The organism is Frigoribacterium sp. PhB118 (assembly GCF_003751725.1).
Classification (GTDB): domain Bacteria; phylum Actinomycetota; class Actinomycetes; order Actinomycetales; family Microbacteriaceae; genus Frigoribacterium.
The window spans coordinates 514,776-527,921 of sequence record NZ_RKID01000001.1 but is presented as its reverse complement, the minus strand read 5'-3'; the positions used below and the strand labels follow the sequence as shown (position 1 = coordinate 527,921).

The window sequence follows — 13,146 nt, the reverse complement described above, 5'->3', positions numbered from 1 at the left end:
CCGGCGTTGCCCCCGTCAGACCCCAGGAGGACCGATGACCCACAGCACCGCCGACACCACCCGCCCGTCCGAGCACGCGGCCGCGCAGGCCGAGCTCGACCGCTTCCACGTCCTGCGCCGCACCCGCGCGGTGTCGCCGCAGGGTCCGCTCGCCCTGACCGGCACGCAGTGGGTCGACCACGAGCAGACCGTCTGGGGCGTGCCGGGTCGCTGGGCGCCGACCCCGCAGGGCGTGTCGGGACTGGCGCTGACGGCCGCCGCCGCGGACGGCATCCACGTGGACGGCGACCTCGTCGACGGCACCGTCGTCGTGGCGGGTGACGACGCGCTGGTCCCGAGCAGCCTCCGGTTCTCGGAGACCACGACCGGCACGGTGATCGCGAACGACGACCACACCGGGTACGCCCTGCGCGTCTGGGACTCCGCGTCGGACGCCGTGACGGGCTTCGGATCGATCGACGCCTTCCCGTTCGACCCGGACTGGGTCGTCACGGCCGACTTCGTGCCGACCGCGCCCGACACCCAGGTCGACATCCGTCACCAGGCGGACCTCGAGCTCAGTCGGCCCAAGCCGTTGCCCGGGCTCATCCGCTTCACCCGCGACGGGGTCGACCACGAGCTCGCGGCGTTCCCGTCGGGTGACGGCGACCGGTTGCAGCTCGTCTTCGGCGACGCGACCAACGGCGACAGCACGTACTCGGTCGGGCGGTTCCTCTTCCCGGTGCCGAACGGCGACGGCACCATCACGCTCGACTTCAACCGGGCCGTCCTGCCGCCCTGCGCCTTCTCGTACGCCTTCAACTGCCCGATCCCGCCGGCCCAGAACCGGTTCGCGTCGCCGATCGAGGCGGGCGAGAAGAACGTCCTCGACGCCGCCGGGCAGCCGCTGCACTGAGAACGGGCCGGCGGCGTCGGCGCGGGGTGGGATGATCAGGCGGTGTTCTTCCTGCTGCGTCGACTGCCCGACGGTGACGTCGAGCTGACGCGGTACGAGCGTGGCACGTCGGGGTTGCTCGAAGCGGTCGGCGTGGAGACCATCCCCGCGGCCGACCTGCCGGCGCGCGTGGCCGACCTCGAGCGCGAGGCCTCGCCCCGCTGGGTCTGGGACGACACCCCGCGGTGGTACCCGCGCCTCCTCGACGCGGGGGTCACGCTGGCGCGGTGCGTCGACCTCCGGCTCGTGCACGCGATCCTGCGACGGTCGACGGCGGCGCCCGCCTTCCCCCTCGGAGGCGCGGCTCCCGGGCCGTGGGACGTCGCCCAGGCATCGCCGGGGGAGTCCGACGGCCTCTTCGAGGTCCTCCCCGAGTCGCTGCCCGACCCGGCGGCCGAGTTCCTCGCCCAGCGCGAGGCGGTCGAGGCGTCGCCTGCCCGGGGTCGACTCGAGCTGCTCGTCGCCGCCGAGTCCACCGGCGCGTTGACCGCGGCCGAGATGCGTCACCGGGGCATCCCGTGGTCGCCCCGGGTGCACGACGAACTGCTGACCGCCGCCCTCGGGCCGAGGCCCGCCCCGGGGGAGCGACCGGCCCGCATGCGCGACGCCCTCGACGAGGTGCGGCAGGCGCTCGACGCGCCCGACCTCAACCCCGATTCGCCCGCCGAGCTGATCAGGGCCCTGAACCGTGCTGGCGTGCTCGTGCAGTCGACGCGGCAGTGGGAACTGCAACGGCACGAGCACCCCGCGATCGAGCCGCTGCTCCGCTACAAGAAGATGCAGCGCCTGCTCGTCGCCAACGGCTGGGCCTGGCTCGACGCCTGGGTGCACGGTGGGCGCTTCCGCCCCGACTACGTGCCGGGCGGCGTCGTGACCGGCCGGTGGGCCACGAGCGGAGGAGGCGCTCTGCAGCTTCCCCGGGCGGTCCGCGGCGCCGTCGTGGCCGACCCTGGCTGGAAGCTCGTGGTCGCCGACGCCTCGCAACTCGAGCCGCGCATCCTGACCGGCCTGTCCGGCGACCGCTCGATGGCCCGGGCCGGGTCGGGCGACCTCTACGAGGGCATCGTCGCCAGCGGGGCCGTCGCCACGCGGGCCGAGGCCAAGGTCGCGATGCTCGGCGCGATGTACGGCGCGACCCAGGGCGAGAGCGGCCGTCTCGTGCCCCGTCTGGCGCGGCGGTTCCCCGACGCCATGGCGCTCGTCGAGACGGCGGCGCGCACGGGCGAGGCCGGGGGAGTCGTCGACACCTTGCTCGGCCGCAGTTCACCGCGGCCGTCCGACGACCCGGACGCCTCCGGGGGCGCCGGGGCGGGCGCGCTGCCTCCCGAGATGGGCGTGCGGCCGGCCGATCGCGACGCACGCTCGTGGGGTCGGTTCACGCGCAACTTCGTCGTGCAGGGCACCGCCGCGGAGTGGGCCCTCTGCTGGATGGGCGCCCTGCGCCGTCGTCTGCACGCGCGCTGGGGGACCGGCGTCCCGGCACCCCACTTCGTGTTCTTCCTGCACGACGAGGTGGTGGTGCACGCCCCCGCGGCCGCCGCCGACGAGGTCGCCGCGCTGGTCGCCGACAGCGCGGTCGAGGCCGGCCGGCTGCTCTTCGGCGACGCCCCGGTGGCCTTCCCGGTCACGGTCGCGGTCGTGGACGACTACTCGCAGGCCAAGTGAGCCGGCCGGCCGTGCGAGACGCCGCACCATTCGCAGGTGTTACACAGTTGTGATTTCTCAGGCGGGTCGGTCATAATTCACAGAACGGGCACCGTCCCGCGCATCACCGGGTCCCGGCCCGCACAATCGAAGAACGCACACGAATCACGTCTGACAGGTCGATGGGGAAGTCGCACCTGAACCAGATGGAGGAATCGTGGCTGCTGCAACCGCTCGGGGAGTGCTCTACGTGCACTCGTCCCCTCGTGCACTGTGCCCACACGTCGAGTGGGCCGTCGGTCGTGCCCTCGGGCACGGCGTGAACTTCGCCTGGGTCGACCAACCCGTGCTGCCCGGCGCCCAGCGCACCGAGTTCTCGTGGCAGGGCGACGAAGGCTCCGGCGCGCGCATCGCCTCTGCTCTGCGGGGCTGGGAGCACCTCCGCTACGAGGTGACCGAAGACCCCGGCGAGACCCACGACGGGGGTCGCTGGATGCACTCTCCCGACCTGGGCGTGTTCTTCGCCCAGACCGACACCGCCGGCAACACGGTCATCCCCGAGGACCGCATCCGCTACGCGATGGAGATCGCCGGGTCGAACACCCTCGAGTTGCACCGCGAGCTGCGTCTCGCCCTCGGCCAGGCCTGGGACGACGAACTCGAACCGTTCCGCTACAGCGGCGAAGGCAACCCCGTCGTCTGGCTGCACAAGGTCAGCTGACCCGGCCCTGCCCGGGGAGGGGCGTCCCGGGCGCACCGGGTGACGACGCAGGAGGCGCGGGTGGCGTGATCACGCCACCCGCGCCTCCTGCGTCGGTCGCCTCGGTCAGACCGAGCGGAACCCGACGACGGCGTTGTGGCCGCCGAAGCCGAACGAGTTGCTGATGGCCACGATCTCGCCCTCGGGCAGGGGGCGCGGTTCTCCGACGACGACGTCCATGTCGATCTCGTCGTCCATCTGCGTGACGTTGATCGTCTGCGGTGCCACGCGCTCGTGCAGCGCCTTGACCGTGAACAGCGCCTCGATGCCGCCCGCGCCGCCGAGCAGGTGGCCCGTGGCCGCCTTGGTCGCCGAGACGATCAGCTTCGAGGTGTGGTCGCCGAAGACGCGCTTGATGGCGTGGTACTCGGCGATGTCGCCGACCGGGGTGCTCGTCGCGTGGGCGTTGACGTGGACGACCTGGTCGCGGTCGACCCCCGCGTTCTCGAGCGTCGCGATGACGGCCCGGGCGGCGCCGGTGCCCTCGGGGTCGGGAGCGGTGATGTGGTACGAGTCGCTGGTGACCGCACCACCGATGAGCTCGGCGTAGATGCGGGCCCCGCGGGCCAGGGCGTGCTCCTCGGTCTCGAGGACGAGCGCCGCGCCTCCTTCGGCGAGGACGAAGCCGTCGCGCGTGACGTCGTAGGGACGCGAGGCGGTGGCGGGGTCGTCGTTGCGCTTCGAGAGGGCCTGCATGGCCGCGAAGGAGGCCAGGGGCATCGGGTGGATGGCCGCCTCGGAACCGCCGGCGACGGCGATGTCGGCGAGGCCGGACTGCAGGTGCTCGTAGGCCATGGCGATCGACTCGGTGCTGGAGGCGCAGGCCGACACGACCGTGCGGGCTCCGGCGCGCGCACCCAGGCTCATCGAGATGGCGGCGGCGGGACCGTTCGGCATGAGCATGGGGACGGTCATCGGCAGGACGCGTCGCGGGCCCTTCTCGCGCAGGGTGTCCCACCCGTCGAGCAGCGTCCAGACACCGCCGATCCCGGTGGCCCAGTCGACGATGAAGCGTTCGGGGACGACCTCGGGCGAGCCGGCGTCGGCCCAGGCCTCGCGGGCCGCGGTGAGCGCGAACTGGCTCGACGGGTCGAGGCGCTTGATCTCGCGGCGGTCGAGCACGTCGGCCGAGGGGGTGCGTGCCTGGCCGGCGAAGGTGACGGGCAGCTCGTACTTGGCGACCCAGTCCTGTTCGAGCGTGGTGATGCCCGACTGGCCGGCGAGCAGGTTCTGCCAGCTCTCGGTGGCGGTGCCACCGAGCGGGCTCGTGGCGCCGAGGCCGGTGACGACGATCTTCTTGGTCATTGACGTTCCTTCTGGGAGGGCCGGTCGGTGGGCTGTGCCGATGTACGACGACGCCGTGACCCGGGCTGCAGCCGAGGCTGGTGGCGTGGGGTCGACGGCGTCGAGGGCACAGCGGCGGGGCCCGGTCGCCGTGACGGCGACCGGGCAGCCGACGTCTTAGTTCTGCGCCTTGTGGATGTACGTGACGGCGTCGCCGACGGTCTTGAGGTTCTTGACCTCTTCGTCGGGGATCTTGACGTCGAACTTCTCTTCGGCGTTGACGACGATGGTCATCATGGAGATCGAGTCGATGTCGAGGTCGTCGGTGAACGACTTGTCCATCTCGACGGTGTCGGTGGCGATCCCGGTCTCGTCGTTGACGAGCTCGGCGAGGCCGGCGAGGACTTCTTCGGTGGACAGTGCCATGGTGTTGTCTCCTTGAGGGGGTGTCGTTGTGACCGGGGTAAAGCCTATACAGCGCCCCGCGGTCGGGTGGGCAGCGGCGCGCTAGGGCAGCACGACCACCTGGGCGCCGAACACGAGTCCGGCACCGAAACCGATCTGCAGCGCGAGACCGCCACTGAGTTCGGGGTGTTCGTCGAGCAGTCGGTGGGTCGCGAGCGGGATGCTGGCGGCCGAGGTGTTGCCGGTGGTCGCGATGTCGCGACCGATCACGACGGACTCGGGCAGGCCGAGCTGCTTCGCGAACTCGTCGATGATGCGCATGTTGGCCTGGTGGGGCACGAAGGCCGACAGCTGGTCGGCGGTCACGCCGGCGCGTTCGAGGGCCTCCTTGGCGACCTTGGCCATCTCCCAGACGGCCCAGCGGAAGACCGTCTGACCTTCTTGGCGGAGGGTCGGCCAGGGGATCTCGCCGGCACCCTCGCGGTACTCGGTCATGGTGTTGGTCATGCCGATGGCGTCCCACTTCGAGCCGTCCGAGCCCCAGACCGTCGGGCCGATGCCCGCGGTGTCGGACGGGCCGACGACGGCCGCACCCGCTCCGTCGGCGAGCAGGAACGAGATCGTGCGGTCGGTCGGGTCGATGACGTCGCTGAGCTTCTCGGCACCCACGACGAGGACGTACTCGGCGAGGCCCGACTTGACGAACGAGTCGGCCTGCGCGATGCCGTACGTGAAGCCGGCGCAGGCGGCCGAGATGTCGTAGGCGGCGGCCGGGTTCGCACCGACGCGCTCGGCGAGCAGCGAGGCGACCGACGGGGTCACGACGCCGGCACCGATGGTCGACACGAGGACGGCGCCGATCTGGTCGGGGCGGATGCCCGACTTGGCGATGGCCTCGTTGGCGGCGGTCTCGGCGAGGTCGACGACCTTGACGTCCTTGCCTGCCCGTCGGCGGGTGATCACACCGGTGCGCTGCTGGATCCACTCGTCGCTGGAGTTGATCGGTTCGATGATGTCGGCGTTCGGGACCACGTTCTCACCGCGGGCGGCGCCGAGTGCGTAGATCCGGGTGAACTGCGCACCGGTGGTCTGGTTGAGCTGGGGGGTGGTCATGCTGCTCCCTCGATGAGGTCGACGGCGGCCTGCAGGTCGTCGGGTGTCTTGACGGCGACCGAGGGGACACCCCTCAGCGCGCGCTTGGCCAGGCCGGTCAGGGCTCCGGCCGGGGCGAGTTCGACGATGCCCGTCACACCGGCGTCGGCGAACGACCGCATGGTCGCATCCCATCGGACGGGAGACGAGACCTGCCCGACGAGCAGCTCGACGAAGCGCGCGCCCGAGTCGACGGTGCTGCCGTCGTGGTTGGTCCAGAGCGTCGTCGAGGGGTCGGCGGCCGTGACCGAGGCGGCGGCGGAGCGGAGGCGCTCGACTGCGGGCTGCATGTACCGCGTGTGGAAGGCGCCGGCGACCTGGAGGGGCACGACGCGGCTCTTGGCCGGCGGGTCGGCCGCCAGCTCGGCGAGTGCGGCGGTCTCGCCGGCGACGACGATCTGGCCGCCACCGTTGTAGTTGGCGGGGAAGAGCCCGAGGGCGTCGAGACGGGCGAGCAGTTCGGCTTCGTCACCGCCGAGCACGGCGCTCATGCCGGTCTCGACGAGTGCGGCGGCGTCGGCCATGGCCCGGCCCCGTTCGGCGACGAGCGTGACGGCGTCGAGGTCGCTCAGCACGCCGCTGACGGCCGCGGCGGTGAACTCGCCGACCGAGTGGCCCGCGACGCCGGCGACGGCGGAGCGCTCGACGCGACGGAAGAGGGCACGGGCGGTCAGGATGCCGGCCGCGACGATGAGGGGCTGGGCCACGGCGGTGTCGCGGATCGTGTCGGCGTCGGACGTGGTGCCGTGGGCGACGAGATCGAGGCCGGCCGCGTCGGAGAGCGACGTCAGCAGCTCACGCTGGTCGGGGTCGGCCAGCCAGGGGTCGAGGAAACCGGGAGTTTGGGAGCCCTGACCGGGCGCTACGACAACGATCACTGGACCATCATGCCAATGAGTCGAGGGTCTGCGGTGTAGCAACTCGACCAAAGATGAGCGAGAACGTTGTCGAAGCGCACAGCCGTCCTCGCGGTCAGCCCGACGGTCACTTGCGTCGGACCCCTGAGCCCTCGGGGTCGGCGATCGATCCGAGCACGAGCGCCGACTGGAGGATCAGCGCCTCACGGGCGCCGGTCGCATCCCAGCCGATCACGTCCGTGACGCGCTTCAAGCGATACCGCACGGTGTTCGGGTGCACGAAGAGTTCGCGTGCCGTGGCCTCGAGCGAGCGCCCGTTGTCGAGGTAGCACCACAAGGTCGTCAGCAACTCGGTCGAGTGCGTCTTGAGGGGCTTGTAGATGCGGTTGACGAGGGTCGACCGTGCGACCGGGTCCCCGGCGAGGGCGCGCTCGGGCAGGAGGTCGTCGGCGAGGACGGGGCGGGGCGCGTTGCGCCAGGCCCGTGCGACCGCGAAACCGGCGAGGGCGGCCTTGGCGCTCTTCGAGGCGTCGACGAGGCTCGGCACCTCGTGGCCGAGCACGAGGTGCCCGTCTCCGAAGCCGGGTTCGAGGGCACGCGCGATCTCGGTGAAGCTGGGATGGGTCGAGGAGGCGCTGCCCTCGTCGAGCGGATCGGCCCGCCCGATGACGAGCACCAGTCGGCTACCCTGCACGCCGATGAGCACGTCGGCCTCCCGGTGCCGGGCCGTGCGTCGGAGCATGTCGACGTCGAGCATCCGCGGAGCCGTGCCGACGAGGACGGCGACCTCACCGTGCCCGTGCCATCCGAGCGCGGCGATGCGGCTGGGCAACTCGTCGTCGTACTCGCCGCTCAGGATCGAGTCGACGACCAGGGCCTCGAGTCGGGCGTCCCAGAGGCCTCGGGCTTCGGCGGCCCGGGCGTAGACGTCCGCCGAGGCGAACGCGATCTCGCGCGAGTACAGGAGGATCGCTTCGCGCAGCGAGTCGTCGCCGTCCTTGACGCGTTCTTCCACGACCTCGACGGTGATGCGGATGAGCTGCAGGGTCTGCGTGAGGCTGACCGAGCGGAGAAGTTCGCGGGGGGCCGAACCGAAGACGTCGGCTGCGATCCACGGGGTGGATCGCGGGTCGGCGAACCAGCTGATGAACGAGGTGATGCCGGCCTGGGCGACGAGCCCGACCGCCGAGCGGCGCCCGGGGGGCATGTCCCCGTACCAGGGCAGCGTCTCTTCGAGGCGCTTGATGGTCGCGGTGGACAGCTCACCCGAGACCGTCCGCAGCCACGCGAGCGTGCGCTCTTTCGTGGCCGCGGACGGCTGCAGGGGCGATCCGGGCACCCGCTCGGCGCTCACGGGGTCGTCAGGCCTCCCCGCCGGCGGTGCCGCTGGTGCCGGCCGTGACGTCGTGCAGCTGGTAACGATCGATCGCCTGCTGGACCACAGCGGGGTCGACCTCGCCGCGACGGGCCAGGGCCTGCAGGGTGCGGACGACGACCGACGGTCCGTCGATCTTGAAGAACCGGCGGGCGGCGGCCCGGGTGTCGCTGAAACCGAAGCCGTCGGCCCCGAGGGTCAGGTAGTCGCCGGGCACGTACTCGCGGATCTGGTCGGGCACGGCGGCCATGAAGTCGCTCGTGGCGATGACGGGGCCCTCGGAGTCCTTCAGCTTCTCGGTGACGTAGGGCGTCTTCGGCTCGTCGTTCGGGTGCAGGAAGTTGTGCTCCTCGGCGGCCAGGCCGTCGCGGCGCAGTTCGTTCCAGCTCGTGACGCTCCAGACGTCGGCCGCGACGTTCCAGTCGTCGGCGAGCAGCTGCTGCGCCTCGAGAGCCCACGGCACACCGACGCCGGACGCCAGGAGCTGGGCGCGGGGACCCAGGTTCTCGGCGTCCTTGAGCTTGTAGATGCCGCGCACCACGCCGTCCACGTCGAGGCCCTCGGGTTCGACGGGCTGGGCCATCGGCTCGTTGTACACGGTGATGTAGTACATGACGTTCGGGTCGGAGTGCGACGCGTTGCCGTGCTCGTCCGTGCCGTACATGCGGTCCATGCCCGACTTGACGATGTGCCCGAGCTCGTAGCCGAACGCCGGGTCGTACGAGACGACCGCGGGGTTCGTCGACGCCAGCAGCAGGGAGTGGCCGTCGGCGTGCTGGAGGCCCTCGCCGGTCAGCGTCGTGCGACCCGCGGTGGCACCGATGATGAAGCCGCGCGCCATCTGGTCGCCGGCGGCCCACATGGCGTCGCCGGTGCGCTGGAACCCGAACATCGAGTAGAAGACGTAGACCGGGATGAGCGGTTCGCCCTGCGTCGAGTACGAGGTGCCGACGGCGGTGAAGGCCGCGAACGCGCCGGCCTCGTTGATGCCGACGTGGATGATCTGGCCCTGCGGGCTCTCCTTGTAGGCGAGCAGAAGTTCGCGGTCGACCGACGTGTAGTGCTGACCGTTCGGGTTGTAGATCTTGGACGTCGGGAAGTACGCGTCCATGCCGAAGGTGCGGGCCTCGTCGGGGATGATCGGCACGATGCGGTGGCCGAAGTCGGGCGAGCGCAGCAGGTCCTTCAGGAGGCGCGCGAAGGCCATCGTGGTGGCGACCTCCTGCTTGCCCGACCCCTTCTTGACGACGTCGTAGGTCTTCGCCTCGGGGACCGCGATCTGGGTGTACTTGGTCCGGCGCTCGGGCACGTAGCCGCCGAGCGCACGACGACGCTCCTGCATGTACTGGATCGCGTCGTCGTCCTGACCGGGGTGGTAGTACGGCGGCAGGTACGGGTTCTCGTCGAGCTGGGCGTCGCTGATCGGGATGCGGAGCTCGTCACGGAACTGCTTGAGGTTGTCGAGCGTGAGCTTCTTCATCTGGTGGGTCGCGTTGCGCCCCTCGAAGGACGGCCCCAGGCCGTAGCCCTTGACCGTCTTGGCGAGGATGACCGTGGGCTGGCCCTTGTGCTCGGTCGCGGCCTTGAAGGCGGCGTAGACCTTGCGGTAGTCGTGGCCACCGCGCTTGAGGTTCCAGATGTCGTCGTCCGAGTAGTCCGAGACGAGTTCGAGGGCGCGTGGGTCGCGACCGAAGAAGTTGTCGCGGACGTAGCCGCCGCTCTCGGCCTTGTAGGTCTGGAAGTCGCCGTCGGGCGTGGTGTTCATGAGGTTGAGCAGTGCGCCGCTCGAGTCGTTCGCGAGCAGGGTGTCCCACTCGCGACCCCAGACGACCTTGATGACGTTCCAGCCGGCGCCGCGGAAGAACGACTCGAGTTCTTGGATGATCTTGCCGTTGCCGCGGACCGGACCGTCGAGGCGCTGCAGGTTGCAGTTGATGACGAAGTTCAGGTTGTCGAGGCCCTCGTTGGCCGCCACCTGCAGCTGACCGCGGCTCTCGACCTCGTCCATCTCGCCGTCGCCGAGGAACGCCCAGACCTGCTGGTCGCTGGCGTCCTTGATGCCACGGTTGGTGAGGTACTTGGCGACCTGCGCCTGGTAGATCGCGTTGATCGGACCGAGGCCCATCGACACGGTCGGGAACTGCCAGAAGTCGGGCATGAGGCGCGGGTGCGGATACGAGCTGAGTCCGCCCGAGGCGTGCGACTTCTCTTGGCGGAAGCCGTCGAGCTGGTCCGTGCCCAGCCGGCCCTCGAGGTAGGCGCGGGCGTACATGCCGGGGGAGGCGTGGCCCTGGAAGAACACCTGGTCGCCGCCACCGGAGTGGTCCTGACCGCGGAAGAAGTGGTTGTTGCCGACCTCGTACAGGGCGGCCGACGAGGCGTACGTCGAGATGTGGCCACCCACCGAGACGCCGGGGCGCTGGGCGCGGTGCACCGTGATGGCGGCGTTCCAGCGGACCCACTTGCGGTAGCGGCGCTCGAGGTCTTCGTCGCCGGGGAACTCGGGCTCGTCCTCGGGGGCGATGGTGTTGACGTAGTCCGTCTTCGGCACCATCGGCACGCCCAGGTGCAGCTCGCTCGACCGGGTGAGCAGGCTCTTCATGATCTCGCGGGCACGTTCGTGACCCTGCGCCTTCACGAGAGCGTCGAGCGACTCACGCCACTCGGCGGTCTCTTCGGGATCGCGATCGGCCTTGTCGACCGTGTACGGGTCCTGATCGTTAACCGTCACCCTTGACCTCAATCATCTGTGTGGAGCAGCCGTCTCTTGGAGGGCCACCGCGTGGAGTGGACAAACAGATGTCAGGCCCGTCGTGCCCGGGTTCCGAGACGCACTCCGCCTGACCAGCCCACTCTAGTTGCCCGGACCGGGACAGGCTCGGCACGCGCTGGGAACGTCCGGCCACGCCACCGTGTGGAAACCGACGAGTGAGGCGTAGGATCGGCGATCGTGTCAGTCGCCGACCGCCCGGGTCGACGCGAAAGGAACGCACCCATGGCTTTGGAGAACGCCATCCAGGCTCCCGACTTCGACCTGCCGAACCAGTTCGGCGAGCGAGTCCGGTTGAGCGACTTCCGGGGCGTCAAGCCCGTCGCGCTGGTGTTCTTCCCCCTGGCGTTCAGCAGCACCTGCACGAAAGAGCTCTGCACCCTCCGCGACAACCTCGCGATGTTCCAGGACCACCGCGTCGAGTTGCTCGTCGTCTCCGTCGACTCCAAGGCCACGTTGCGCGCCTTCGCCGAGGAGAAGGGCTACGACTTCACCCTGCTGGCGGACTTCTGGCCGCACGGCGAGGTCTCGAAGGAGTACGGCGTCTTCCTCGAGAACAAGGGTTTCGCGACCCGCACCACCTTCCTGATCGACGTCGACGGGGTGATCCGCGAACACTTCGGCACGGAGCCCGGCCAGGAGCGCTCGCTCGCCGACTACCGCGCCGCGCTCGACCTCCTCGTCCCCGTCTCGGCCTGACGACCGCGATCACGATCGCAGGAGGCGCGGGTCCGTTCGTCCACCCGCTAACCTGTAGTCGCTCGCCCGGCTCGTCCCGGTGCGAGGGCCTTTAGCTCAGTTGGTAGAGCGCCACGTTTACACCGTGGATGTCATCGGTTCGAGCCCGGTAGGGCCCACCTCACGAACGGTGGTCGGACGACCGCGGTTCTCCTCGGTCGCACGGCCCGGCGGGACACGGACGCCGTGTCGGGTCGCGCCTGCGGGCGTCGACGTCGGCGCGTGGCTGGCGACGGTCCGACAGCAGCACCCGGAGGAGAAAGCAAGCCCCTTGTCGCCGCGCAGTCGGTGACGTAGGACTGCCTCGTGGCGATTCCCGTCGAGGAGGGTGACCAGGTGAGCGATCGGCAGGACGACGACGCCGGATCGACGCGGGGGATGCGCGCCGTCTTCTGGCTGTGGATGGGCGTGATCGTCGCAGGACTCGTCGTGATGATCGCCGTCCCGTTGACGGCTCGGTGACGAGGATGCGTCGAGCCATCCGAGACCAGGGGCTCAGCACGGCCTTCCTCGTGATCTTCGTCGCCGCCCTCGTGGGCCAGTCGTTCGCCGGGCTCGCCGCCACCAACGAGGAACTCGCGGTGCACGGTCTTCCGCTCCTCGCCTACTGGGACTTCGTGTCGTCGTCGAGTTTCCTGGTGGACGTGGCCGAGAACTGGCAGTCCGAGTTCTTGCAGTTCTTCTTGTTCATCGCCGCGACGATCTGGCTGGTGCAACGCGGGTCGCCCGAGTCGAAGCGACCGGGGGACGAGGGCCTCGGCAGCGACGAGGCACAATCGGTCGGAGACCACGCGCGGCCGGGGTCGCCCGCGTGGGCGCGCCGGGGCGGATGGGCATCCATCGTGTACTCGAACTCGCTCCTGTTGGTGATGGGCGCCCTCTTCGTGTCGTCCTGGCTCGCACAGTCCCTCGGCGGGACCGTGGTCGCGAACGAGGAGAACGCGGAACACGGCGCACCACCGGAGACCTGGCTCCAGTACGTCACGTCCCCGGATTTCTGGAACAGGACCCTGCAGAACTGGCAGTCGGAGTTCCTGGCGGTCGGAGCGATGATCGTGTTCTCGATCTTCCTCCGCCAGCGTGGCTCGAGTGAGTCCAAGCCCGTCGGGGCACCGCACACCACGAGCGCGGAGGAGTCCGCCTGAGCACGAGGTCGTCGTTCCGTCCTGCGGGCCGCGGACGCCGCCGGCAGGACGATGCCCGCGGGGCGGCCGTCCGCGGCCGCCC

12 protein-coding genes and 1 tRNA gene are annotated in these 13,146 nt (G+C 70.4%); 7 read left to right on the top strand and 6 right to left on the bottom strand.

The features are described 5' to 3' along the window. The first annotated feature begins 34 nt into the window (after positions 1–34). The 3 genes from EDF21_RS02375 (at position 35) to EDF21_RS02365 (ending at position 3,299) form a co-directional block, all read left to right on the top strand. On the top strand, positions 35–895 hold the full coding sequence (locus EDF21_RS02375) for a DUF1684 domain-containing protein (protein ID WP_123570165.1): 861 nt from the start codon (positions 35–37) through the stop codon (positions 893–895). 42 nt (positions 896–937) lie between these two features. Continuing rightward, positions 938–2,599 (top strand): bifunctional 3'-5' exonuclease/DNA polymerase, encoded by a 1,662-nt coding sequence (locus tag EDF21_RS02370; RefSeq protein ID WP_123570164.1) that lies wholly within the window; start codon positions 938–940, stop codon positions 2,597–2,599. A gap of 196 nt (positions 2,600–2,795) precedes the next feature. Next, positions 2,796–3,299: a DUF3145 domain-containing protein gene (locus EDF21_RS02365; protein ID WP_056045587.1), complete on the top strand. Its 504-nt coding sequence runs from the start codon at positions 2,796–2,798 to the stop codon at positions 3,297–3,299. A 105-nt stretch (positions 3,300–3,404) separates the two neighbouring features. Here EDF21_RS02365 and EDF21_RS02360 read toward each other — a convergent pair whose 3' ends face one another. The 6 genes from EDF21_RS02360 to aceE all read right to left on the bottom strand — a co-directional run bounded on the left by EDF21_RS02360 (position 3,405) and on the right by aceE (position 11,142). Next, entirely contained in the window at positions 3,405–4,643 is a 1,239-nt protein-coding gene (locus EDF21_RS02360; protein WP_055972470.1) for a beta-ketoacyl synthase, read from the bottom strand. A gap of 156 nt (positions 4,644–4,799) precedes the next feature. Continuing rightward, the gene (locus EDF21_RS02355; protein ID WP_043592609.1) at positions 4,800–5,048 is read right to left on the bottom strand and encodes an acyl carrier protein; all 249 of its coding nucleotides are present in this window, start codon (positions 5,046–5,048) and stop codon (positions 4,800–4,802) included. An 81-nt stretch (positions 5,049–5,129) separates the two neighbouring features. Further along, complete coding sequence (locus EDF21_RS02350; RefSeq protein WP_123570163.1) at positions 5,130–6,140, bottom strand: beta-ketoacyl-ACP synthase III; 1,011 nt, start codon at positions 6,138–6,140, stop codon at positions 5,130–5,132. Next, complete coding sequence (locus tag EDF21_RS02345) at positions 6,137–7,057, bottom strand: ACP S-malonyltransferase (RefSeq protein ID WP_123570162.1); 921 nt, start codon at positions 7,055–7,057, stop codon at positions 6,137–6,139. The genes EDF21_RS02350 and EDF21_RS02345 overlap by 4 nt, the downstream gene beginning before the upstream one ends. A gap of 106 nt (positions 7,058–7,163) precedes the next feature. Then, positions 7,164–8,390 (bottom strand): CdaR family transcriptional regulator, encoded by a 1,227-nt coding sequence (locus EDF21_RS02340; protein WP_233568329.1) that lies wholly within the window; start codon positions 8,388–8,390, stop codon positions 7,164–7,166. A 7-nt stretch (positions 8,391–8,397) separates the two neighbouring features. Next, positions 8,398–11,142 carry a pyruvate dehydrogenase (acetyl-transferring), homodimeric type gene (gene aceE / locus EDF21_RS02335; RefSeq protein WP_123570161.1) on the bottom strand — a complete coding sequence of 915 codons (2,745 nt, stop codon included), beginning with the start codon at positions 11,140–11,142 and terminating at the stop codon, positions 8,398–8,400. A 264-nt stretch (positions 11,143–11,406) separates the two neighbouring features. On the opposite strand from aceE, the gene EDF21_RS02330 reads away from it, so the two are divergent. From EDF21_RS02330 to EDF21_RS02320, 4 genes are all read left to right on the top strand, one after another. After that, a complete protein-coding gene (locus EDF21_RS02330; protein WP_056045573.1) occupies positions 11,407–11,880 on the top strand; it encodes a peroxiredoxin in 474 nt (157 codons plus the stop codon). 85 nt (positions 11,881–11,965) lie between these two features. After that, a tRNA-Val gene (locus EDF21_RS02325) sits at positions 11,966–12,038 on the top strand. Between the two features lie 187 nt (positions 12,039–12,225). After that, positions 12,226–12,381 carry a hypothetical protein gene (locus EDF21_RS16635; protein ID WP_158612835.1) on the top strand — a complete coding sequence of 52 codons (156 nt, stop codon included), beginning with the start codon at positions 12,226–12,228 and terminating at the stop codon, positions 12,379–12,381. Positions 12,382–12,386: 5 nt separating this feature from the next. Continuing rightward, complete coding sequence (locus EDF21_RS02320) at positions 12,387–13,064, top strand: DUF6766 family protein (RefSeq protein ID WP_123570160.1); 678 nt, start codon at positions 12,387–12,389, stop codon at positions 13,062–13,064. The last annotated feature ends 82 nt before the right edge of the window (positions 13,065–13,146 follow it).

Excerpts from the sequence above, each read along its gene's own strand:
- EDF21_RS02330 (WP_056045573.1), top strand. The coding sequence starts at position 11,407 with ATGGCTTTGGAGAACGCCATCCAGGCTCCCGACTTCGACCTGCCGAAC.
- EDF21_RS02355 (WP_043592609.1), bottom strand. The coding sequence starts at position 5,048 with ATGGCACTGTCCACCGAAGAAGTCCTCGCCGGCCTCGCCGAGCTCGTC.
- EDF21_RS02350 (WP_123570163.1), bottom strand. The coding sequence starts at position 6,140 with ATGACCACCCCCCAGCTCAACCAGACCACCGGTGCGCAGTTCACCCGG.
- EDF21_RS02360 (WP_055972470.1), bottom strand. The coding sequence starts at position 4,643 with ATGACCAAGAAGATCGTCGTCACCGGCCTCGGCGCCACGAGCCCGCTC.
- EDF21_RS02320 (WP_123570160.1), top strand. The coding sequence starts at position 12,387 with ATGCGTCGAGCCATCCGAGACCAGGGGCTCAGCACGGCCTTCCTCGTG.
- EDF21_RS02375 (WP_123570165.1), top strand. The coding sequence starts at position 35 with ATGACCCACAGCACCGCCGACACCACCCGCCCGTCCGAGCACGCGGCC.